This window comes from Photobacterium profundum (assembly GCF_003026285.1).
GTDB lineage: Bacteria > Pseudomonadota > Gammaproteobacteria > Enterobacterales > Vibrionaceae > Photobacterium > Photobacterium profundum.
The window spans coordinates 137,572-160,276 of record NZ_PYOD01000006.1; the positions used below are offsets into that span (position 1 = coordinate 137,572).

Genomic DNA, 22,705 nt, shown 5'->3' on the forward strand with positions numbered 1-22,705 from the left:
TTAATCGTTGCTCTGATATGGATTCTTCCCGCCTTCTGGGCGAGTCTTTAATAAACGTAAAATCCACATATATTGTTCTGGACGTTCCGTAACGTATTGTTCGATGCATTGATTCATCATTCGAGCATCACTCTCTTCACTACCTGTAGGGAAGGGTAGTGCAGGGTAAAAATCGAGTTCGTATTTTCCGGTCTCACTGTTGTACATCGAAAACAGAGGAACAATCTTGGCGCGACTCAGTTTTGACAAACGGCCTAAACCAGCCATTGTGGCTTTAGTTGTGTCAAAGAAATCAACAAATACACTGTGCTCGGGGCCTAAATCTTCGTCGGGCAGGTAATAACCTAGGTAGCCTTCGCGAATGGATTTAATGAAAGGCTTGATGCCTCCATCGCGTTCATAGATTCGACCACCGTATTGCACTCGCTGTTTGTGCATTAACCAATCAGAGACCTGGTTTTTTTGTTTCTTGGCCATTGCTGAAACGGGGAGCCCACGAGATGCAAGCAGTACGGCGGGAATATCAATAGCCCAAGTGTGAGGAACTAATAAAATGACACTTTGGTTTTGATCTGTCAGTGATGTTAAATGTTCTTCACCACGAACCACCGTATTATTTTCTAGCCATTGTTTATTACGAACAGATAGCGAGGCAAACCCCATCAAAAAGGTGCCCGCTGTAATAGTGCTTTGTCGCAACATTTCTTCGCGATCTTCATGTGTTTTTTCTGGAAAACACATTGCAAGGTTGACGCGGGCACGGCGGTTTGATTTATTTTTTAGCTTAATGGATTGGTTGGCAAACAAAGTGGCAATAACACGTCTGAAAGCGTGTGGCAGTAGGCAAAGTAGTGACGCTAGCATTACAGCTAGCCAAGTACCCCAATATTTGGGGTGTAAAAAAAACCATTTGAATTCAGGGTTATAAGCTTGTTTATCGTAGTGATCTTTCATTGAGCTTCTTCGCGATCTATTTATTCAATATAGCCATGTACTCAGCGACACCTTCGGCAACTGATTTAAATGGCGCATCATAGCCAGCAGCACGTACTTTTGTAAGATCTGCTTGTGTATATTTTTGGTAGCGACCTTCTAAGTGTGAAGGGAAAGGCACTATTTCTACTTCGCCTTTTTCGTGGTGCTTGATGACTGCATCAGCAACGGCTTGGAATGATTCCGCATTACCAGTTCCGCAGTTAAAAATCCCCGAAATGCTATGTTCTAAGAACCATAGGTTTATTTTACAAACGTCGCCTACATAGACAAAATCTCGTTTGAAAATATTTGAACCTTCAAATAACTTGGGGTTGTTGCCTTCAGTAATTTGAGTATGTAAGTGGAATGCCACAGAGGCCATGCTGCCTTTGTGCTGTTCACGAGGACCATACACGTTGAAGTAACGAAAACCTGTGATCTGAGACAGTTTCTCGCCACGTTCTTCGGCGTCTAACCAAATACGGCGGACATAGTTGTCGAATTGCTGCTTTGAATAACCGTAAACGTTGAGTGCGCCTTCATATTGCTTCTCTTCTATGAAATCATGGTCACGACCCCCATATGTGGCTGCTGAAGAAGCATATAAGAAAGGGATCTGACGTTCTAAGCAAAAATGCAGTAATTCTTTCGAATACTCATAGTTGTTTAGCATCATGTATTTTCCATCCCACTCAGTTGTCGCGGAACAAGCGCCTTCGTGGAAAATGGCTTCGATGGGTCCAAAGTCATCACCTGCCATGATTTGGGTGATGAAATCATCTCTATCCATGTAATCGGCAATATCTAAATCAACAAGATTGGCAAATTTGGTACCGTCTTTTAAGTGGTCAACGACTAAAATGTCGTTATGACCTTGCTCATTTAAGGTTTTGACGATGTTACTGCCGATCATACCGGCGCCACCAGTTACAATAATCATGGTCTATCCTGAAAGTGAATGCGTTGGTGAAACAGCGGCATATAGTCACTGTTGTAAATATGTGTCATGACTTATGATAATATCATGTGATTGCTAATGGGCGAAAGAAGTGAGATCGAATGAAGACCCGCGATAGAATTATTCAGGCCGCCCTTGAACTCTTTAACGAGAGTGGTGAGCCCAATATAACAACGAACCACATTGCTGCTCATTTGAGTATCAGCCCTGGCAATCTTTATTATCACTTCCGCAATAAGGAAGAGATTATACATTGTATTTTTGATGAGTATGCCCGAGATATAAGTACTCGCTTTCAGCCCCAAGCTGAATTTGATGCTACGGCTGAAAGTTTACTGGTTTATCTTGATGCTGTGTTTATGTTGATGTGGCGTTATCGCTTCTTTTACGCCAACTTACCCGATATTTTGAGCCGTGATCAAGCACTTCAATGTAAGTATTTGCAAGCGCAAGAGCAACTTCATACCAATATAGTATTGTTGATGAACAGCTTTAAATTAAGTGAATTGCTTGATCTTGATGACAGTGAATTACTCAGTCTCGCGAACACTTTAAAATTGGTTGCTTCCAGTTGGATTTTTTATCAAACCACCCAGGTACCCGGCGCTAAAATCACCAAAACTGTGATTTATCAAGGCGTGCTTCAGGTTTTGAGCATTGTTCGTCCGCTAACGACAGTGAAAGGTAGAGAAAGGGTTAAGCAACTTGAATTACATTACAGTGAGCAAGTACAACACGATCTAACTTAGCTCTTTATTCTGGCGACAAGAGTAATGAATACGGGATGCATGGTTGTATTCCGTTTTGATTTTGCGTTAAAACAGATCACATTTCCGCAAAAAGAGTCGATAGCCGTACCAAGGTAATCTCTTCTTCCGTTAAGTTTGGCAGTAATTCATTCAGAGTCGATAGGGTGATAGGGTGAGGGTGGCCGATCGCAATTGCATAGCCGTATGTCTTTGCTCGTTTTATTGCACTCGTTAACTGCTTTGTGACAAATTCTTTAGTTTGATAATGGTCGAGAAAAACATGGCGGCGCAATGACAATACGCTATGACTAGTGGCCTGTTGTTGTGCGATAGATTTAGCTGTAGTACGACTGTCGAGGTAATAAAGATTATGTTGTTTGAGTTCTGCCATTATCCAGCCCATCGCTTGTATATTTTGGCTGAGGGCGCTTCCCATATGATTATTGATAGCAATCGCATCTGGGACTCGGGTTAGTGCTTGGCGTAAGGTGTGTTGTAAGGTCTGTTGTGACATCGTCGAGGTTAGGGTGTTAACTTCTAGTGGGGCTAAATGTTCCGGCTCCATGGGCATATGAAGCAATGTCTCTCTGTGTTGTTTTTTTGCTTGTGCTGCGACAGTCAAATCATATGGCGTATTTGGTAAAATGGAGATGGTGACTTCTGGGGGGAGCTTTGATAGTAATTCAGGCATTGCCTGATAGCCTAAATCATCGATAATAATCGCTAATTGAGCGGCGTGAATACAGGTTGACGTTAACAGAAGTAGAATCAGTGATGCTGTTTTGACTACGTTCCTTTGCATTGTAGATTGTCTGATAGCCTTCTTCCTTGAAGTGAATATCGAAATCATGTCGGGCTGACTCTTTGAGTCTAGCCCGATAAGTAGTATGTTTTACATTATTTTTTTAGCCACGACTTAGGATTGGTAGGCGCCCCTTTACGGCGGATTTCAAAGTACAAAGCAGAGCGTTCTTGACCGCCACTGTCGCCAACAAGTGCAATTGGCTCACTAGCGCGGACATTGTCGCCGACTTTTTTCAGCAGTGTTTGATTGTAGCCATAGAAGCTCATGTCACCTTTACCGTGATCAATTACCATCATAAGTCCGTAACCACGCAACCAATCGGCAAAAACCACTTTGCCAGAATAAATTGACTTTACCTGACTGCCTGATGATTGTGCGATAACCATCCCTTTCCAGCGCAGTTCGCCTTGCTGAGTCGTACCATATGAATGTAAGACAGAGCCTTTGACGGGCCAAGGTAATTTTCTTTTGTGTCTCGCTAAACCATCCATCGGTGCTTTGTTTGCTGCCGCTTTAGCTGCTGCTTCGGCCGCTGCCTTCGCTTTTGCTATCTCGGTAACAAGACGCTTTTCATTGCTCTGCAGTTCATTGATATATTGGTTGCTTGAGCTGATCTGCCCTCTAATGTTTTTTAGGGTTTTCTTGCGTGTGGTTTGCTTTGATTCAAGTGTACTTTTTTCTGTTTTTAACTGCGCCAATACAATTTGCTGTTGTTCTCGCTGTTGTTTTAGTTGATGGTATTTTAGCTGTAATTCTGTATCGGTTGCTGCTAATTGACTGAGTGCTTGGCTGCGCGCTTGACTTAAGCGCTCTGCATAGATCGTCATGCGATCTAGTTCATTACTTTGCTCGCCGCTTAATAAGTTTGACAGCTGACTATTTTCACCTTGTCGATATTGCGCATTGAGTAACTCCTTCAGCATTTCTTGCTGCCCCAGCTGTAATTGTTCAAGCTTCTGTTGCTCGCGTTCAAGCTGGGTGATGGAGGTTTTTAGCGTCGACAGCTTATTATCAGCCTGATGAATTTTTTTGGCTGTTTGTGAAATACCAAGCTCTTGTTGCTTAAGTTCTTTCTGTAGCGAATTGAATTTATTTTGACGGTTATCCAATTGATTTTGTTGGCGTGAGATTTCCTGTTTAACACCATCGAGTTGGTTTTGCCCTGAGGCTACGCTCGATGCTGAAAATGACAGGCATAAGAAAACGCCAGTGCATAATGCACTGGCGTGGATAGTTTGGTTGAGGTGTTTGATCATATCCCGCATGGGATTGATTATTTCAGATCAAACAGTACCTGACCAGTCATCTCTGCAGGGATTTCGATATCTGACAATGAAAGCATGGTTGGTGCTAGGTCAGAAAGCTTACCGCCATCTTTTAGAGTCAGTGATTTATCACCAACGTAAATCAGAGGAACAGGTAAGTTTGTGTGTGCAGTATGTACGCCACCTGTTTCTGGGTTGATCATCATCTCAGCATTACCGTGGTCTGCTGTGATCAATAGTTGACCATCGACAGATTTGATTGCTTCAACAACTTGACCAATACAACCGTCTAACGCTTCACATGCTTGTACAGCGGCATCGTAAACACCAGTGTGACCAACCATGTCGCCGTTAGGGTAGTTACAGATAATCGTATCGAATTCACCACTTTTAATGGCTGCAACTAACTTTTCTGTTAGTTCTGGTGCGCTCATTTCAGGCTGTAAGTCATACGTAGCTACTTTTGGAGATGCCACTAATGAACGTGTTTCGCCGTCAAATTCGTCTTCTACGCCACCGTTAAAGAAGAAGGTTACGTGTGCGTATTTTTCTGTTTCAGAAATACGTAACTGCTTTTTACCTTTCTTCGATAACCATTCGCCAAGTGTGTTTTCTAGGCTTGCTGGTGGGAAGGCTGCAGGTAACTTAATGTTTGCTGCGTATCGTGTAAGCATCACAAACTCAGCTAAAGCCGGCGTTTGTGTACGAGCAAAGCTAGTGAAGTCAGCTTCAAATGCACGCGTAATTTCACGCGCTCGGTCAGCACGGTAGTTCATGAAGATAACGGTATCGCCGTCAACCATTGCAGCTGACTCTTGACCTTCAGAACGAATTTCAGTGGCTTTTACGAACTCATCGTTTTCATCTCGAGAGTAGGCATCTGTTAGACCTGCAACTGCTGAATCAACAGTGAATTCTGCTTTAGCGGCAGAAAGTAGATTATAGGCTACTTCTACGCGATCCCAGTTGTTATCACGATCCATCGCGTAGTAACGACCAACCAAAGATGCTGTACGGCCTTTGCCTAATTGTGCAAATAATGCATCGAAACGCTCTAACGAGTTTTGTGCACTACGTGGCGGAGTATCACGACCATCAAGGAAACAGTGTAGGTAAATTTTCTCTGCACCACGTTTTGCTGCCATTTCAATCGCTGCTGCGATGTGATCTTCATGGCTGTGAACGCCACCAGGAGACATTAACCCCATGATGTGAACGGCTTTACCTGCGTTGATTGCTTTATCCATTGCAGTTGTTAGCGCTTCATTTTCGAAGAAGTCACCGTCTGCGATAGATTTAGTAATACGAGTCAGATCTTGATAAACAACACGACCCGCACCAATGTTGGTATGGCCAACTTCAGAGTTACCCATTTGACCATCAGGTAAACCCACATCAAGGCCTGATGCAGAAATGAGTGTGTTTGCTTCATTAGCAATCAAGTTGTCCATAACGGGGGTATTCGCGTTAGCGATTGCGTTATTTGAATTATCTTCGCGGTAACCCCAACCATCTAGGATCACTAAAGCAAGTGGCTTTTTAGCAGACATTAACTGTCCCTCATAATTGATGAATTCTTATAAATATTGCCTTAAGCATCTGAAATGAAAATAGATGTTTAAGGTAATAGGTATAGATTGATTGTAATTTTACTACAGTTTACCTGATTAACGGTAGGTTGAGATCAAAGTATGCTGTCAATGGATTGTTATGTTACTAACAAAATATATGCATTTATTGCCCTGAGTGTAAGCCCTTGGTCACAGTTTTTTTCTATTTCATTGATTGGTGAGAGCTTGTTTACCTCTTATACTGTGCATGCTGTGCTCATTTCAGAACGAGTGAGCCAGTGCGCGGAATTGTTGACTGTTACTGTACAAGGCAGTTGACGGGGTTATACTCAGATTCCTTTTTAAGGCGTGATTAGTCTTAATATTAGGTACATTGTGCCAATTCGGTAAATAGAGCGGAAGTCATGCAGCAATATATAGAGTTTGTTACGGGTAATCCTATTTTAGCCCTTGTTTGGGTTGGTTTGGTTGTCGCAATTATTGCGTCGATGGTAAAGCAAAAGACTGCGGGCTACACGGTAGTGAATCCCAATGAAGCGACAGCATTAGTGAATCGTGAAAACGGTGTGTTTCTTGATATTCGTTCTCGTGACGAATACCGTCAGGGACATATTTCTGGCGCACTTCACACTTTACCAAGCCAAATTAAAGAACAAAACGTTACTGAGCTTGAAAAGTACAAAACTACCCCAATCATTGTGGTATGTAAGACAGGCCAGACAGCACAAGATAGCGCAAACTTATTGAAGAAAGCGGGTTTTGAAAACGTCAATGTCTTGAAAGATGGTCTGATTTCTTGGAATGAAGCAAAGTTACCTCTTGTACGCAGTAAAAATAAGAAGTAATTGTCGCCATTTCATGAGCAGCGAGAATTTATGTAACGTGTGATGATTATCATCACAATTGCGAATGTATGAATTATCTCATGTGATGGGATAGAAAGAATAAAAGGACTAAAAAGATGGCTGAAGTAGCAAATAACGAAGCACAACAAAATTTCCAGATCCAGCGTGTATTCCTAAAAGACGTTTCTTTTGAAGCGCCTAACTCACCTGACATGTTCCAGAAAGAATGGAACCCAGATGTGAAGCTGGATCTTGATACTCAAAGCCGTGAGCTGGGTGAAGGTGTTTACGAAGTTATCTTACGCCTAACAGTTACTGTTAAAAATGCAGAAGAAACAGCTTTCCTTTGTGAAGTTCAGCAAGGTGGTATCTTCACGGTTTCTGGCATGGAAGCACCACAGCTTGCACATTGCCTAGGCGCATTTAGCCCGAACATCCTATTCCCATATGCGCGTGAAACTATTTCAAGCCTAGTGGTTAAAGGTACTTTCCCACAGCTTAACCTTGCTCCTGTTAACTTTGATGCTTTGTTCATGAATTACTTACAGAACCAAGCTGAAGCAAACACAGAAAGCACTGAAGAAGCGTAATAAGCGATAAGTTACTATGAATCAAAACGTAAATAATGCGATCACAATGACAGTGTTAGGTGCCGGCTCTTATGGTACCTCACTGGCAATTTCGTTAGCGCGTAATGGTGCCAATATTATCCTTTGGGGGCATGACGCAGAGCATATTGCTCAGCTTGAAATTGACCGTGCCAATGAAGCCTTTTTACCTGGCGTTACTTTTCCTGAGTCGCTGATTCTTTCTGCAGATTTAGAAATGGCCGTACAGGCAAGCCGTGATTTATTGGTGGTAGTACCGAGTCATGTCTTTGGTTTGGTCTTAAGCGATGTGAAGCCATTTTTACGTGAAGACTCTCGTATTTGTTGGGCTACGAAAGGTTTAGAGCCTGAAACAGGCCGCTTATTAAAAGAAGTGGCCGTTGAAGCTGTGGGCACCGAAGTGCCTTTAGCTGTTTTATCTGGCCCAACATTTGCGAAAGAGCTCGCGGCGGGTATGCCTACAGCCATTGCTGTTTCTTCTCCTGATGATGCGTTTGTTGAAGACCTTCAAGAGAAAATTCATTGTAGTAAAACATTCCGTGTGTACAGCAATAGTGATTTTATTGGTATGCAATTGGGTGGTGCAGTGAAAAATGTGATTGCGATTGGTGCTGGTATGTCTGATGGTATCGGTTTTGGTGCTAATGCACGAACGGCATTGATTACCCGTGGTCTTGCTGAAATGTGTCGCCTTGGCGCTGCATTAGGTGCTCAAAAAGAAACATTTATGGGCATGGCTGGCTTAGGTGATTTAGTACTAACATGTACAGATAACCAATCACGTAACCGTCGTTTTGGTTTAGCGTTAGGTCAGGGTAAATCGGTTGATCAGGCGCAGATAGATATCGGTCAGGTTGTCGAAGGTTACCGTAATACCAAAGAAGTCTGGGCTCTTGCTCAGCGCTATGGTGTTGAAATGCCTATTTCAGAGCAAATTTATCAGGTGTTATATCAGGGTAAAGATGCAAGAGAAGCCGCGAAAGACTTATTAGCACGAGACAAAAAATATGAATAGTCGATTATGGTGTTGTTAGCCGCATTTTCACTAGGGTGGTAACTAACATAGTCGAAATCGTTCTATTAAAAACAACGTAAGCTGAAAAGCGCACGTTGTTTTTTTTTCTGAGCAAGTTAAAGTTATAAGACAATAGCCATTACTAACATAGATAAACCGAGGGTGATGTGAGGGAATGCCAACAGAACGAGGTCTGGCAAGCAATCAAGCTAGAAGCGAGAGCGCAGTCAGAACAAGAGCCTATGTTAGCCAGTTTTTATCATGCGACGATTATTAAGCATGACAACTTAGCCGCCGCGCTGAGTTATATTTTGGCTAATAAATTGGCGACACCATCGATGCCTGCAATGGCTGTACGCGAAGTGGTTGAAGAAGCCTTTGCGGCCGATTGTATGATCACCGAGTCTGCTGCTTGTGATATTAAAGCGGTTGTTGAGCGCGATCCTGCGGTAGAAATGTATTCTATCCCTCTGTTATATCTAAAAGGTTATCATGCTTTACAAGGCTATCGCGTTGCGAACTGGCTATGGAAGCAGAAACGCTTTGCATTAGCGGTATACCTGCAGAATCAAATTTCCGTAACATGCCAAGTCGATGTCCATCCTGCTGCGGTTATTGGGCAAGGTATTATGTTTGACCATGCGACAGGTATCGTTATTGGTGAAACGGCCGTGATTGAAAATGATGTGTCGATTTTACAAGATGTTACCTTGGGTGGTACTGGTAAGGCTGGCGGCGATCGTCATCCTAAAATTCGAGAAGGTGTGATGATTGGGGCAGGAGCGAAAGTATTGGGTAATATTGAAGTAGGTGTAGGGGCTAAGATTGGCTCTTGCTCCGTGGTATTAAACCCCGTTCCTCCTCATACTACCGTTGCTGGTGTGCCCGCTAAAGTCGTGGGGCGTCCTAGTAGCGATATGCCCGCTATGGACATGGATCAGCAATTTAACGGCACTACGCAAACCTTTATTGCGGGTGATGGTATCTAACGCCAACACGAATCTGCCGTAGTGTTATAACAACGAGAAGCGATTATTTGCTTCTCGTTTTGATGTTTAACCTTATTGTCTGGTGAGATAATGAGGCTAGATTGATCCTTTAAAGCCGAGTTGACGCCATGCTTCGTAACCAATAATAGCAGCAGCATTTGATAAATTCAGGCTGCGGCTATCTGGGTGCATCGGTATACGTAAGCGTTGCTCTAACGGTAAGCTTTCAATAAATTCAGCCGGCAATCCTCGGGTTTCAGGACCAAAAATGAGCACGTCACCTTCCGCGAATTGTGCATTCGTGTGGTAATTCGTTGTCTTCGTTGTACAGGCAAATAAACGACGTCCAACCATTGCCTCTTTAAATGCGGCAAAGTCTTTATGACGGTGTACGTGAGCTAAATCGTGATAATCCAACCCTGCACGACGCAGTTTCTTCTCTTCTAAATCAAACCCTAGTGGCTCTATAAGGTGCAGATTGGCGCCGCAGTTGGCACATAAACGGATTATATTGCCCGTGTTAGGGGCGATTTCAGGTTCGTAAAGGGCAATATCAAACATAAGTTTAGAAAACACATTGCAGAATGGTGGTGGTTATTGTGACAAGCACACCTTCAACAAGCAAATGGTATTACTTCTGAAGGCATGAGTGAAATAACAATTTATCTGACTTAATAGGATTGACTTAGCGGTATTAGAATCGTGATTCTAAGGCCGCCAAGGGGGCTCTTGCTCGCATGAATTTTCCCACTATGTTGGCGAATCGCGCTTTCTGTAATCGCAAGCCCTAAACCTGTACCACCACTGCTGCGATCTCTCGCTGTTGATACCCGATAAAAAGGACGAAAGATATCGTTGAGCTCATCATCAGGTACGCCTTTACCGTTATCATCAATCATAATGGTGAGTTGCTTTTCTTTTACTGAAAAATGCACCGTTATTGTATCGTTGCCATATTTAATGGCATTACGGATCACGTTCTCTAATGCGCTGATGAGTAAGTTAGGGTTACCGTTAATTGACCACTCTTTTAGCGCATTATAGGTTAATGACTTATTATTCTGCTCGGCTTCAAAACGGGCATCTTCTAGCATTTCATACCAAAGACTGTGTGCATCAGAGTTTTCTAGTTGCTCGTGACTATTGACCTGCATACGCGATAATTCCAAAAGCTCGCTAATCATTTTTTCTAATCGCTCTGCTTCGGTATCTATTCGTGTTAGCTCTTTACTCTCACCTTGCTTGCGTTTCGCTAGTGCATTTGCCATGCGTAAACGGGTGAGGGGAGAGCGTAATTCATGTGAAATATCTGATAATAAGCGTTGCTGGCCGCTAATCATTTGATTGATAGCCAATACCATTTGATTGAAGCTCGCACCGGCTTGTTTAAATTCGCGAGGACCCGTCTCAAGTTTTGGATCTGCTTCAAAATGTCCTGTCGCTACCCGCTCTGCTGCGCGTTGTAGTCGACGAGCCGGTAAGCTAACGACCCAAGCTAACCATAAAAGAAAAGGGGTACTGACTAACATAGTAACAAGTAATAGTTGGAAGGGCTTATCGAGTATTTTAATGAAGAAAGGAGGCGTTTCACGCCATATTCGCCCGATATACATCAATGTAGTTTGCTGTTGATCGGTGACTTTTAATGGCCCTGCCATCATCCAGCGGCCATAAAGTTTCTGTCTTGGATTCTCTGGATCATCGGCAACCGTGATGAAATTGCGTAACGCCTTATTTCGTCCGTGAGGGGAAATGATTTCACCGTCTTCAGTGGTAAAGTACAGCTGGATACCTTTATGATTATCCCGATCGGTATAGCGTTTAAGTTTTTGTTTCAATGATCCTCGTTCGTTGCTGATACGTGCTGAAATATCTTGAGCAGAATCTTGCAGGCGTTTTAAATTTTGTGCTGGGATCGTATGCTGCGCCCGCGGATCAAGGTTCGGAAGCAGTACGAGAGTGACGACCACTACGAGCAACGTTAGCCAAAAAATAGCAAAAATTCGGCCATATAAACTAGAAAACCGTGGGAATCGCATTAAAGCTCCTCAACCAATAAATAACCTTTGCCTCGCAGGGTTTTTATACGAGGTTTACCGTCTGCACGTTCAGGTAATTTTTTTCGTAGATTAGACACGTGCATATCAATCGCACGATCAAATTGAGCCAGCCGCTTACCTAACACTTCCATACTGAGTTCATTTTTCGCAATGATTTTACCTGGGTGTTGAATCAGGTAGCTTAATAATGCGAGCTCAGTGCCTGTCATCTCGATAGACTCGCCAAGGCAAAATACTTCTTGTCGGCCAGGGTAAATATCGATGTCTTGATAAGATAGGCATTCCGGTTCGTTAGTGCGCAGGTTATTTTCTGTTAGCTGAGTTCGACGTAAAATGGCGCGTATGCGAGCGAGTAATTCTCGATCACTAAATGGTTTGGGTAAGTAGTCATCGGCACCGAGTTCTAACCCGAGTACTCGGTCAATTTCTTCACCCTTGGCTGTTAGCATCAATACTGGCGTGGCAAAGCTCTCTCTTAGTTTTCGTAACATCTGAGTGCCGTTCATTTTTGGCATCATGACATCAAGTAAAATTAAGTCGATACTGGTATCTATTTTTGCTAAGCCTTCAATACCATTGTTTGCCTCGACAATATCAAAGCCTTCCATCTCTAAGATATCGGTTAATAAAGAGGTCAGCTCGACATCGTCATCCACTAAAAGAATTTTTGCCATAATTAAAGCCTTAAATAGATACCGTTATAATGACGGCGATATGCGCATCATAGCGGCATAAGGTGAGTTCGATATAGATAAGTATCTCTAATCTACTTCATAGAGCCAAGTTTATATGTGTATGCTTTACGCAGCTTTACGTTCAATAGACAGCGCTTTACCTTGTGCAGGGTAAGATTACTCCATACACCAACAACGGATACTTGGAGAAACAACATGACCTCATTTAAGAAAGCATTAGTAATCGCAATTGCACTTCCTATGGCTCTTGGCTCTGCGTCGGCACTTGCATCCGGCGGTGGCAAGCACCATGGTGGAAAAGGTGCTTGCAGCATGCAAGATGGTCGTAAAGTATTTAGTCAGTTAGACCTGACAGAAGCACAAAAAGAACAAATGAAATCAATGCGTGAAGTGAATCGTGACGAAATGAAAAGTAAGCGCCTTGAAAAGCATACAGAGATGAAAGCGAATCACGATAAGATGCAAGCATTAGTGCTTGCTAGTGATTTTGATGAAAATGCAGTACGTGACTTAGCTCAGCAGATGTCAGCGGCTCAAGTTGAAGGACGTGTGGCAATGCTTGAAAAGCGTCATGAAATGCTAAACATCTTAACGCCAGAGCAGAAGACGAAATACCAAACTCTTCAGGCTGAACGTGCAGAGAAATGCCAAACTCGCATGGCAGAACACCAAAAATAAATGGTCTTATTGCTATTCATGGAAGCCGCAACCTAGGTTGCGGCTTTTTGTTACCTGAAATTTGAGTTTTATTCTGGCTAATTATGCAGTTTTGTTAGAGTAAATTGTCACGCCTCGTATTTTTTGTGATTAATTTTCGTCACAAAACAGCTATACTGCGGGGTATTAGATATCGAATTAACGATTCCTGCTCGCATAAGTCAGAAGCGATCGTGATATGAATCAACAAAAAATTTTATCAAAATTGTAATACTCCTACATATGTAGGAAAGTTACAGTTTATACGAGCATAAGTCGGACAGTTCCGTTTATGGTACCGAGAGGGGAACCTCGGTAACTCGTTCCGGATTTGAATTTTCAATTCCCAAAGTCAGAGGGTAACCATGATTAAGAAGATTGGTGTTTTGACCAGTGGTGGTGACGCACCTGGTATGAATGCAGCGGTTCGCGGTGTTGTACGTGCTGCGTTATCAGACGGTCTAGAAGTTTACGGTATATATGACGGCTACCAAGGCCTTCACCAAAACCGTATCGAAAAGCTAAGTCGCACAAGTGTATCAGACGTGATTAACAAGGGCGGTACGTTCCTTGGTTCTGCACGTTTCCCTGAGTTCAAAGACGAAAAAGTTCGAGCTCAGGCGATTCAAAACTTGAAGATGCACGGCATCGATGCACTTGTTGTTATCGGTGGTGACGGTTCGTACATGGGTGCAAAGAAGCTAACCGAGATGGGCTACCCATGTATCGGTATTCCAGGCACAATTGATAATGATGTAGCTGGTACTGATTACACTATTGGTTACCTTACTGCTTTAAATACGGTTATTGATGCGATTGACCGTCTTCGTGATACGTCTTCTTCTCACCAGCGTATTTCTATCGTTGAAGTAATGGGCCGCCATTGTGGTGATCTTACTTTAATGTCAGCAATTGCAGGTGGTTGTGAGTACATCATTACGCCAGAAACAGGTCTTCATAAAGAAGAGCTGATCGCAAAAATTAAAGAAGGCATCTACAAAGGCAAGAAGCACGCGATTGTCGCGCTTACTGAGCTAATGACAGATGCGAATGAACTAGCCAAATACATCGAAGATGAAACTGGCCGTGAAACACGTGCGACTGTGTTAGGTCACATTCAACGTGGTGGTCAGCCGACGGCATTTGACCGTATTCTTGCATCACGCATGGGTGCTTACGCGGTTGAGCTGCTTATCCAAGGTGAAGGCGGTCGTTGTGTTGGTGTTCAGAATGAGAAGATGGTTCACCACGATATCATTGATGCAATCGAGAACATGAAGCGCCCTGTTCGTAAAGATCTTTACGAACTAGCAGACAAATTGTTTTAAACAGACATGTACTGTTTTCTACAGTAATTATGTTGTTGTAATAAAAGCCGACTTTCGTGTCGGTTTTTTTATATTTGCTATTTAGAGTTTAGAACGAAGGTACTGAGTGGAATGACTCAATATTGATGTAGAAATAAAAAAGGCCAACCGAAGTTGACCTTTTCTCGCATTATTCTAAAAATAGAAATTACGCTTTTGCTTCAGCTGCTGCTTTAGCGATAGCGGCAAAGCTTTTCGCGTCAAGTGCTGCACCGCCAACTAGAGCACCATCGATGTCTGGTTGTGCGAAGTATGCTGCTGCGTTTTCTGGCTTAACAGAACCGCCGTATTGAATAACAACGTTCTTAGCAACTTCTTCAGATTTCTCTGCAATGTGAGCACGGATTTGAGCGTGGATGCGTTGTGCATCTTCAGCAGTAGCTGCTTTACCAGTACCGATAGCCCAGATTGGTTCGTAAGCGATGATAGCGCCTTCAAGAGCTTCAACGCCTTGAGTGTTGATAACAGCGTCAAGTTGACGTGCACAAACAGCCATTGTTTCGCCAGCTTCGTTTTGAGCGTCAGACTCACCGATGCAAAGAACAGGTGTTAGGCCGTTTTCTTTTAGGAAAGCGAATTTCTTAGCAACAAATTCGTCTGATTCGTTGTGGTATTCACGACGCTCAGAGTGACCGATGATGATATGAGATGCGCCGAACTCTTTAAGCATTGCTGGAGACATATCGCCAGTGAATGCACCGCTGTTGTTTAGATCAGAGTTTTGAGCACCTAGGATAATCGCGCTGCCTGCTTCAGTAAGCGTATGCTCAGCAAGATCGATGAAAAGTGCTGGTGGAGCAACTGCTACGTCAACGCCTGTTACGCCTTCTAGTTCAGCGTTAAGACCGTTTAGTAGATTAACAACCATTTCTTTGCTGCCGTTTAGTTTCCAGTTACCCATAACTACAGGATGACGCATAGTTTTTCTCCAAATCATTGATGTAAATTAACTAAAGTAATTGAGTAAAAATATAACAGTATAAGGTGATATTTTTACTGTCTAAAATCATTAATGAGCTCGTTGTACCTTTTTCAGGGAGAAAAGTGAACTCTAAAACGGAATTATTTCCGAATAAATCCAAATCGATTTGTGATCGGTTCGTAATTGTTAGTGAATTGGTGAAATTAACATTTGTATGTGCCTAATCGATTGCGACTTAAAAAGAGAGTGATCTTAGGTTGAATTTTCAGCCAATAGTTTAGCCTCTTGCAATGAGATCGGGTAAATTATGAGCTGAAAACTAAAGGTCATATCATGGAGGAGTCGTTATGCCTAATTTGGTAATGGAGTATTCTGACCCAGTAGCAGAGCGTGTGAATATTAGAGACTTACTGGAAGATCTCCATCAAGCTTTATTAGAGAGTGGTTTGTTTGAGCCAGAATCGGTTAAATCCCGCTCTTACCCTTGCCATAATTGGTTCGTTGGCGAAGATGGTGATCGTAAAACGTTTATTCATCTCAATCTGAGTTTACTGTCAGGAAGAACACCTGAGAAAAAACGTGAATTATCGCGAAGCCTATTAAGTGTATTAGAGTCACATGCTAGTACCATTAATAGCCTAACAGTCGATATACGTGATATGGATGTCGATAGCTTTCTAAAGGTTAGTTTTTAATGTTCAGATTGATGATCTGGGTGTGTAAACGTTTTTACTTCTGCAGTATGCTCAGTTAAAGCTTGTGGGTCATTTAACGCGAGGGCAAAGCGCTTTAGTTGTTGTTGTAACTCGGCCATTAAAAGAATGTTGATGTGGTTTGGGTTTTTACCTCGTGCGATAACGTGATTAATATGATTCATTTGCGCGCGTAAGCGAGGCTGCATTGCTTGGCTAGATTGTTCGATAATCTCTTCACTCATGCTTTGTCGCAAGGCTTCAAGTTCATGCGGTGCGCTCTCTGCCATGGCTTTTAACTCGTCAAATGATGGTAATGTTTGCATTGCAACGCCCTCTATCCGTGTCATCTTTTTATGACCTTGCTTTAATTTGCAGGGGAATAAGAAGAGTGAAGTCATTTAGATAAGCGTAGTCAGCCTAGTAGACTCTAGACTGACTTGTTTTTGAGACATTCGGTGAGACAGTCGCGAGATAAAAAAACGATTTATCATCATTAAGTGACAGGTACTACTACTACCAATAATGCTCCATGGTAATTTGTCCTGGTTTACGGCGTAGGTTTTTCTCAAATCCTTTGGCTTCAAGAGCCGCTTTCGTATCTTTGACCATTTCAGGGTTGCCACATAACATGATTTGACTTGTAGCCGGGTTAAGAGGTAGGCCGACATGGCGCTCTAACATCCCATCTGCAATGGCTTGAGGTATGCGCCCAGGCAAACTGAGCATTGCGGGCTCTCGGCTTACAAAAGGTTGGACGATGAACTGATCGGGGTGCCTTTCTTTTAGTGTGTTTATTTCAGCTTGATAGCTAAGATCAGACGCAAAGCGCACGGCATGGATTAGCACGACTTTACGATAGCGTTTCCAAACGCTGTTCGCACTGGTATCTGAATTTAATAAGATAGAAAGATAAGGGCCAATCGCCGTACCTGTGGCAAGCATCCACAAATGCTCACTCTCGGGCACTTCATTTAGGGTGAAATAGCCATTGGCGCGAGCAGATACAAATACCGTATCGCCTGCTTGTAGAGCGTGAAGGCGAGGCGAAAGCAAGCCATCAGCCACGCGTGTGGCATATACTTCAACAAGGGTTTCACTCGGAGGGTTAACGAAGGAGTAGGCTCGCTGGATCATTTTGCCATCAATTTCCAAACCGAGTTTGGTAAATTGCCCAGCTTTAAATGGTTCAATATTAGCGCGTAAAGTTAAACTAAAAAGGTCATTGTTCCAGTGACGATTAGTAACAACTTCCGCAGGAATCCAGTCAGCCATAATTTTCTCCCAATTCTTTATTCAGAATTATGTATTCGATAAGCGCAACGCCTCTCTCCGGCAATAATGTGTTCGTGTCTTTCTATGGAGCAATTGTCCCCTAATAGACGTCTGAATACAGAAAGTTCAGACTTACATAATGAAGGGCAACGTTTTGCAGCGTGACAAATTGGACAGTGATTTTCTAATAATATGAATTCATCACCATCTTGCTGCAACTCAGCCATGTAGCCTTCTTGTTCCCTCAGTGTAGTCAGTATTTCCAATTTTTCTTTTAAAGTTGAGCTATTTGCCATCGCGTGTTGGTATTGTTCAAAGGTTTGATTCTCTCGTCGCTCGATGATTTGATTTAAACCACCACTGCCAAAAATGTCTTCGACAGAATCAAGCATTTGAATAATGAGATCGCCATGACGATCGGAAAAGCGGCTATGCCCTTGAGGCGTTAAACTCCAATGTCTAGTTGGCCTACCTACCTTGACTTTCACATCATGAAAATTCACCAACCCTTCATCTTCAAGACCCTGCAGGTGTTGACGTACTCCCATGGTGGTGAGGCTAAATTCTTGTGACAATACTTTTGCTGTCACAGGTCCTTCACGCTTCATGTAGTAAAGGATTTTATTGATGGTTTTCATAACTGCCTGCTTCTTCCTTAGTCATGACTATTATGTAACTAGCCAAGTATATAAAGCAACGACTTTACATAATAAGAATAGAGCAGTTCGGCATTAATTGCTGATAGATAGAAACATTTTATGAAAACATTAAAGGGCAGACGTGTTTGATGGGATAAAAAAAGACGTACAGAAGTACGTCTTTTTATTGGGAACTAGTAAACCGAGTTCGAACTTAAACGATATGATTTTTGATTGAATCGTCTTTACGATCAAGGTAGTGCGTTGACTTAATACGACGAATGGTGCGGCACTTACCACGAATCAATAGTGTTTCTGTGGTCGCGATATTACCTTTACGGGTAATGCCTTCAAGTAGGTCACCTTTCGTGATCCCAGTACCAGCAAAAATAACGTTGTCGCTTTTCGCCATGTCTTCCATGCGTAATAACACGTTAGTTTCGATCCCCATTTCTTTACAGCGATCAATTTCGGTTTGACCTAGGCGACGGTTATCTTCGTTATCTTCTTTTACTTCATGGCGAGGTAGAAGACGAGCGTGCATATCACCGCCAAGAGCACGAATTGCAGCAGCTGATACAACACCTTCTGGTGCGCCACCGATGCAGTACATTACGTCTACTTCACTGTCTGGCATACAAGTTAAGATAGATGCCGCTACATCGCCGTCAGGGAATGCAAATACACGTACACCCATAGATTGCATTTCTGCAATAACACCATCATGGCGAGGTTTTGCCAAGGTAGTAACCACTAGGCTATCCAGTGTTTTACCAAGTGCTTTTGCGATGTTTTCAAGGTTTGTTGCGAGTGGTAGATCTAGGTTGATGCACCCTTTCGCTTCCGGGCCAACAACCAATTTTTCCATGTACATATCAGGGGCTTTCAGGAACGAACCTTTTTCACCAGCAGCTAGAACAGCAAGAGCATTGTTTTGTCCCATTGCTGTCATGCGTGTTCCTTCGATTGGGTCAACGGCAATATCAACCGCATCGCCACCTAGACCGACTTTTTCACCGATGAAAAGCATAGGTGCTTCATCGATCTCGCCTTCACCAATAACAATTTCACCTTCAATCTCAGTTTGATTCAGAAGGGTACGCATTACCTCTACAGCTGCATTATCGGCAGCAATTTTGTCACCACGGCCAAGCCATTTGTAGCCAGCAAGTGCTGCGCCTTCAGTTACACGAGAAAATGCCATTGCTAAATCGCGTTTCATGGTTACTCCAGAAATAGAAATCAGTGAGTTAATGTATGGGTGTTTAACTGGCGCGGATTTTATCATAGCTCGCAGTGAAACGTTTGCGTTTATTCAAAATCAGCAAAATCATCGTATTTTTAGCTCAAAATGCAAGATTAAAGAATATTGATGTAAAGAATAAAATGGGGGATGTTAAAAATTAGGTAATAAAAAGGTCTGCAATTTGCAGACCTTTATTTTAGGACTAGACATTTTAAATATTAATCAGCGTGATTATTCGTCGTCTTCTTCATCGATAGCCCAACCTTTCGCGCATTCTACGGCGCGCTGCCAGCCGCGGTAGCGACGGTCACGTTTCTTATCATTCGCGCAAGGGATGAATTGACGATCAAGCTTCGCTTTATCTTGAAGTTCATCAATGCTGTCCCAGAATCCGATAGCTAAACCGGCAAGGTAAGCTGCACCCAATGCTGTTACTTCTGTTACGACAGGGCGGAATACTTGCGTATCCAATACATCTGATTGGAATTGCATTAAGAAGTTATTGGCTACTGCACCACCATCAACGCGCAATGTCGCAAGCTTAATACCTGAATCTGCTTGCATTGCATCAAGAACATCACGAGTTTGGTAAGCCACACTTTCAAGTGTCGCACGAATGATGTGGTTAGAATTAACACCACGTGTTAAACCAACGATTGCACCACGCGCATACGGGTCCCAATATGGGGCACCAAGGCCAGTAAATGCAGGCACAACGTAAACGCCATTTGAGCTGCCCACTTTTTCTGCAAAGTATTCTGAATCTTTTGCGTCACCCAGTAATTTCACTTCATCACGAAGCCACTGAATAGATGCACCACCCATAAATACAGCACCTTCCAGTGCATAAGCAACTTCGCCTTTAGGGCCACAAGCAAGTGTTGTTAAAAGGCCATTTTGAGACGTAACTTTTTCTTTACCTGTGTTCATCAGTAAGAAACAGCCGGTACCATAGGTGTTCTTAGCTTGACCTGCTTCCACACACATCTGGCCGAAGAGTGCAGCTTGCTGATCACCAGCGATGCCACAAATAGGGATACGTGTACCGCCCTTACCACCGATGTTGGTTTTGCCATAAACTTCTGATGAAGCTTTTACTTCTGGCATCATAGATAGTGGGATATCCAGTGCTTTAAGTAACTTCTCGTCCCACTGCAGTGTATTAATATTAAACAGCATGGTACGTGATGCGTTAGTGTAATCAGTAACGAATGTACGTCCCTGAGTCATTTTCCAGATTAGCCATGTATCAACAGTACCGAATAATAGGTTGCCAGCTTCAGCTTCTTCACGAGCACCTTCAACGTTGTCGAGAATCCACTTAACCTTGGTACCTGAGAAATACGGGTCAACCACAAGGCCGGTGTTCTCACGGATGTATTCTTCTAAGCCTTGTTCTTTTAATGTTTCACAAATGCTAGCAGTACGACGACATTGCCAAACAATCGCATTATAAACGGGCTTACCCGTGTTTTTGTCCCAAACGATGGTTGTTTCACGTTGGTTGGTAATACCAATACCAGCAATCTCGTCGGAGCGAATTCCTGCTTTAGCCAATACTTCTACTAACGTTGAACTTTGAGTTGCATAAATTTCTAGTGGATCATGCTCTACCCAGCCCGCTTTCGGGTAAATTTGAGTAAACTCGCGTTGTGACGAACAAATGATATTCGCATCGTGATCCAGTATGACGGCACGAGAACTGGTTGTACCTTGATCAAGTGCAACAATATATTTTTGCTCAGTAGTCATGATGAATGTCCTTTAGTTCTAATTATAGGGTAGAGAAGTAATTAAGCTTTTGCCGTATCTTGCTCGTCAGTACCTTCGCACTGGTTTGGAATCGTACACTTGTTGCCAGGTAGGTAAAGTTCGATAGCTTTAGGGTATAGCCATCCGCCAAATGCAGCACCACAGATAGGTGCTAAAAGTGGCACTATCATGTAAGGGATATCTTTACCACCAGTCAGAGCCATGTCGCCCCATCCAGCTAAGAAAGCGAAGAATTTAGGACCAAAATCACGTGCTGGGTTCATTGCGAAGCCTGTTAGTGGGCCTAAAGAACCACCAATAACTGCAATTAAAATACCGATTAGCAGTGGGCCCATAGCACCGCGTGGTGCGCCATTTTTTTCATCGCCAATCGCTAGGATTGCGAACATTAATACTGCTGTAATGACAAATTCAACTGCAAAGGCACCACCAAAAGAAAGTGCAGGGTGAGGGTAGGTAGAGAAGATACCTGCAGTGGCAAGGCTAGCTTCAGAGCCTCGTACAATTTGTTGAGCTGCTTCATAGTCAGTAAATAGGTTGGCATATAGCGCGTATATTAATGCCGCTGAACAAAATGCACCTAACATTTGCGCGACAATATAAGGGGCAACTTTGCGTTTATCAAAACCGTGGAATAAGGCTAAGGCAATTGTTACTGCTGGGTTTATGTGTGCGCCAGAGACACCAGCAGTACAATAAATTGCAATCGCCACACCTAAGCCCCACATGATACTCACTTCCCACTGACCAAATTCAGCACCAGTCAGTACGAGTGCAGCTACACAGCCCACACCAAAAAAAATCAGTAATCCTGTTCCTATAAACTCAGCGATACACTCGCCAAGTAGCGTGTGTTGTTTCGAGTTAGTCATCATTCAGTCCTTTTGTTGATAATGGATATGTCGTAGAGGTATTTTTATATTTTTTATTCGAGCGTTAAGTTACATCACTCGAATATTATTAACATATCTTTGAGTTGGAAATGTGCGTTCGAGCATGAAATTTGTATAAAATTGCTCATTAACGCAAGCGTTTGCTTTTTTTTGATTGAACGCACATTTTAAGAATGTATGAATAAAGTTTCAGATCAAAAAAAGATAATTACATATTAAGTTGCTGATATAAAAGAAAAACCCGGCCATAAGTGAGGCCGGGTGCGCCAGAGAGGCGAATTCTTGGATAACTCCAAGAGAGATACGATCAAGATGAAAATTAGCATGTGAATGCTGCATGAAAATAGAGTTAGATCGCACTTTTAAGCATTTACATTAATTTAACGTTGTTTTCTTTTAAGACCAAGAGGTTAGTTGATTTGTATGGCAATCAACTTTCGTTTTGGTCCGATGAGTTCAAAGCTATGAAGGTGCGTCACTTATGTTCTAGTTTGTTGATTTAATAGTTAGATTACCGATTAACACTGCCAAACAATACCGTGGTTAAGTGTGCTTGTTAGGCATAAATCCAATTTATTGGGTAATCGTAAATAAGCATTAGGTTTATAACCGAGTTATATTGCGTAGCAGGCAAAATAGTTGTCTTGTAAGATGTACGGGTTGCAAAG

General features: G+C 42.7%; 23 protein-coding genes. 8 read left to right on the forward strand and 15 right to left on the reverse strand.

Annotated elements, in window-relative coordinates; all coding sequences use genetic code 11:
* Complete coding sequence (lpxM, locus tag C9J48_RS16195) at nucleotides 1-954, reverse strand: lauroyl-Kdo(2)-lipid IV(A) myristoyltransferase (protein ID WP_006233194.1); 954 nt, start codon at nucleotides 952-954, stop codon at nucleotides 1-3.
* 16 nt (nucleotides 955-970) lie between these two features.
* Complete coding sequence (gene rfaD / locus C9J48_RS16200) at nucleotides 971-1,915, reverse strand: ADP-glyceromanno-heptose 6-epimerase (protein WP_006233193.1); 945 nt, start codon at nucleotides 1,913-1,915, stop codon at nucleotides 971-973.
* 119 nt (nucleotides 1,916-2,034) lie between these two features.
* On the opposite strand from rfaD, the gene C9J48_RS16205 reads away from it, so the two are divergent.
* Nucleotides 2,035-2,682 carry a TetR/AcrR family transcriptional regulator gene (locus C9J48_RS16205; protein WP_006233192.1) on the forward strand — a complete coding sequence of 216 codons (648 nt, stop codon included), beginning with the start codon at nucleotides 2,035-2,037 and terminating at the stop codon, nucleotides 2,680-2,682.
* Nucleotides 2,683-2,758: 76 nt separating this feature from the next.
* Here C9J48_RS16205 and C9J48_RS16210 read toward each other — a convergent pair whose 3' ends face one another.
* From C9J48_RS16210 to gpmM, 3 genes are all read right to left on the reverse strand, one after another.
* On the reverse strand, nucleotides 2,759-3,484 hold the full coding sequence (locus tag C9J48_RS16210) for a divergent polysaccharide deacetylase family protein (RefSeq protein ID WP_006233191.1): 726 nt from the start codon (nucleotides 3,482-3,484) through the stop codon (nucleotides 2,759-2,761).
* Nucleotides 3,485-3,579: 95 nt separating this feature from the next.
* Nucleotides 3,580-4,743, reverse strand: coding sequence for a peptidoglycan DD-metalloendopeptidase family protein (locus tag C9J48_RS16215; protein ID WP_006233190.1), 1,164 nt, complete (start codon nucleotides 4,741-4,743; stop codon nucleotides 3,580-3,582).
* Between the two features lie 17 nt (nucleotides 4,744-4,760).
* Complete coding sequence (gpmM, locus tag C9J48_RS16220) at nucleotides 4,761-6,302, reverse strand: 2,3-bisphosphoglycerate-independent phosphoglycerate mutase (protein WP_006233189.1); 1,542 nt, start codon at nucleotides 6,300-6,302, stop codon at nucleotides 4,761-4,763.
* Nucleotides 6,303-6,727: 425 nt separating this feature from the next.
* Here gpmM and C9J48_RS16225 point away from each other — a divergent pair, with 425 nt between their 5' ends.
* From C9J48_RS16225 to cysE, 4 genes are all read left to right on the forward strand, one after another.
* A complete protein-coding gene (locus C9J48_RS16225) occupies nucleotides 6,728-7,168 on the forward strand; it encodes a rhodanese-like domain-containing protein (protein ID WP_006233188.1) in 441 nt (146 codons plus the stop codon).
* 116 nt (nucleotides 7,169-7,284) lie between these two features.
* On the forward strand, nucleotides 7,285-7,758 hold the full coding sequence (gene secB, locus C9J48_RS16230) for a protein-export chaperone SecB (protein WP_006233187.1): 474 nt from the start codon (nucleotides 7,285-7,287) through the stop codon (nucleotides 7,756-7,758).
* A gap of 16 nt (nucleotides 7,759-7,774) precedes the next feature.
* Nucleotides 7,775-8,791, forward strand: a complete 1,017-nt coding sequence (gene gpsA, locus C9J48_RS16235) for an NAD(P)H-dependent glycerol-3-phosphate dehydrogenase (RefSeq protein WP_006233186.1) — start codon at nucleotides 7,775-7,777, stop codon at nucleotides 8,789-8,791.
* A gap of 167 nt (nucleotides 8,792-8,958) precedes the next feature.
* Nucleotides 8,959-9,780 (forward strand): serine O-acetyltransferase, encoded by an 822-nt coding sequence (gene cysE / locus C9J48_RS16240; protein WP_006233185.1) that lies wholly within the window; start codon nucleotides 8,959-8,961, stop codon nucleotides 9,778-9,780.
* Nucleotides 9,781-9,876: 96 nt separating this feature from the next.
* On the opposite strand, the gene trmL is transcribed toward cysE, so the two are convergent.
* The 3 genes from trmL to C9J48_RS16255 all read right to left on the reverse strand — a co-directional run bounded on the left by trmL (nucleotide 9,877) and on the right by C9J48_RS16255 (nucleotide 12,514).
* On the reverse strand, nucleotides 9,877-10,341 hold the full coding sequence (trmL, locus tag C9J48_RS16245; protein ID WP_006233184.1) for a tRNA (uridine(34)/cytosine(34)/5-carboxymethylaminomethyluridine(34)-2'-O)-methyltransferase TrmL: 465 nt from the start codon (nucleotides 10,339-10,341) through the stop codon (nucleotides 9,877-9,879).
* Between the two features lie 110 nt (nucleotides 10,342-10,451).
* Nucleotides 10,452-11,819 (reverse strand): envelope stress sensor histidine kinase CpxA, encoded by a 1,368-nt coding sequence (gene cpxA / locus C9J48_RS16250; protein ID WP_006233183.1) that lies wholly within the window; start codon nucleotides 11,817-11,819, stop codon nucleotides 10,452-10,454.
* Nucleotides 11,819-12,514: a response regulator gene (locus C9J48_RS16255; RefSeq protein WP_006233182.1), complete on the reverse strand. Its 696-nt coding sequence runs from the start codon at nucleotides 12,512-12,514 to the stop codon at nucleotides 11,819-11,821. The genes cpxA and C9J48_RS16255 overlap by 1 nt, the downstream gene beginning before the upstream one ends.
* A gap of 216 nt (nucleotides 12,515-12,730) precedes the next feature.
* On the opposite strand from C9J48_RS16255, the gene C9J48_RS16260 reads away from it, so the two are divergent.
* A complete protein-coding gene (locus C9J48_RS16260) occupies nucleotides 12,731-13,213 on the forward strand; it encodes a CpxP family protein (RefSeq protein ID WP_107281186.1) in 483 nt (160 codons plus the stop codon).
* Between the two features lie 383 nt (nucleotides 13,214-13,596).
* Nucleotides 13,597-14,559, forward strand: coding sequence for a 6-phosphofructokinase (pfkA, locus tag C9J48_RS16265; protein ID WP_006233897.1), 963 nt, complete (start codon nucleotides 13,597-13,599; stop codon nucleotides 14,557-14,559).
* Between the two features lie 187 nt (nucleotides 14,560-14,746).
* On the opposite strand, the gene tpiA is transcribed toward pfkA, so the two are convergent.
* Nucleotides 14,747-15,517, reverse strand: a complete 771-nt coding sequence (gene tpiA / locus C9J48_RS16270) for a triose-phosphate isomerase (protein WP_006233896.1) — start codon at nucleotides 15,515-15,517, stop codon at nucleotides 14,747-14,749.
* A gap of 350 nt (nucleotides 15,518-15,867) precedes the next feature.
* Between tpiA and C9J48_RS16275 the strand changes: the two genes are divergently transcribed.
* The gene (locus C9J48_RS16275) at nucleotides 15,868-16,215 is read left to right on the forward strand and encodes a 5-carboxymethyl-2-hydroxymuconate Delta-isomerase (RefSeq protein WP_006233895.1); all 348 of its coding nucleotides are present in this window, start codon (nucleotides 15,868-15,870) and stop codon (nucleotides 16,213-16,215) included.
* Here the strand turns inward: C9J48_RS16275 and C9J48_RS16280 are convergent.
* The 6 genes from C9J48_RS16280 to C9J48_RS16305 all read right to left on the reverse strand — a co-directional run bounded on the left by C9J48_RS16280 (nucleotide 16,212) and on the right by C9J48_RS16305 (nucleotide 22,016).
* Nucleotides 16,212-16,538, reverse strand: coding sequence for a DUF3135 domain-containing protein (locus C9J48_RS16280; protein ID WP_006233894.1), 327 nt, complete (start codon nucleotides 16,536-16,538; stop codon nucleotides 16,212-16,214). The two genes, C9J48_RS16275 and C9J48_RS16280, sit on opposite strands and share 4 nt — an antisense overlap.
* Before the next feature lie 190 nt (nucleotides 16,539-16,728).
* Nucleotides 16,729-17,487: a ferredoxin--NADP reductase gene (locus C9J48_RS16285; protein ID WP_006233893.1), complete on the reverse strand. Its 759-nt coding sequence runs from the start codon at nucleotides 17,485-17,487 to the stop codon at nucleotides 16,729-16,731.
* 17 nt (nucleotides 17,488-17,504) lie between these two features.
* The gene (locus C9J48_RS16290; RefSeq protein ID WP_006233892.1) at nucleotides 17,505-18,125 is read right to left on the reverse strand and encodes a helix-turn-helix transcriptional regulator; all 621 of its coding nucleotides are present in this window, start codon (nucleotides 18,123-18,125) and stop codon (nucleotides 17,505-17,507) included.
* 214 nt (nucleotides 18,126-18,339) lie between these two features.
* Entirely contained in the window at nucleotides 18,340-19,347 is a 1,008-nt protein-coding gene (gene glpX, locus C9J48_RS16295; RefSeq protein ID WP_006233891.1) for a class II fructose-bisphosphatase, read from the reverse strand.
* Between the two features lie 255 nt (nucleotides 19,348-19,602).
* Nucleotides 19,603-21,123, reverse strand: coding sequence for a glycerol kinase GlpK (gene glpK / locus C9J48_RS16300; protein ID WP_006233889.1), 1,521 nt, complete (start codon nucleotides 21,121-21,123; stop codon nucleotides 19,603-19,605).
* 41 nt (nucleotides 21,124-21,164) lie between these two features.
* Nucleotides 21,165-22,016, reverse strand: coding sequence for an MIP/aquaporin family protein (locus C9J48_RS16305; protein WP_006233888.1), 852 nt, complete (start codon nucleotides 22,014-22,016; stop codon nucleotides 21,165-21,167).
* Nucleotides 22,017-22,705: the final 689 nt, after the last annotated feature.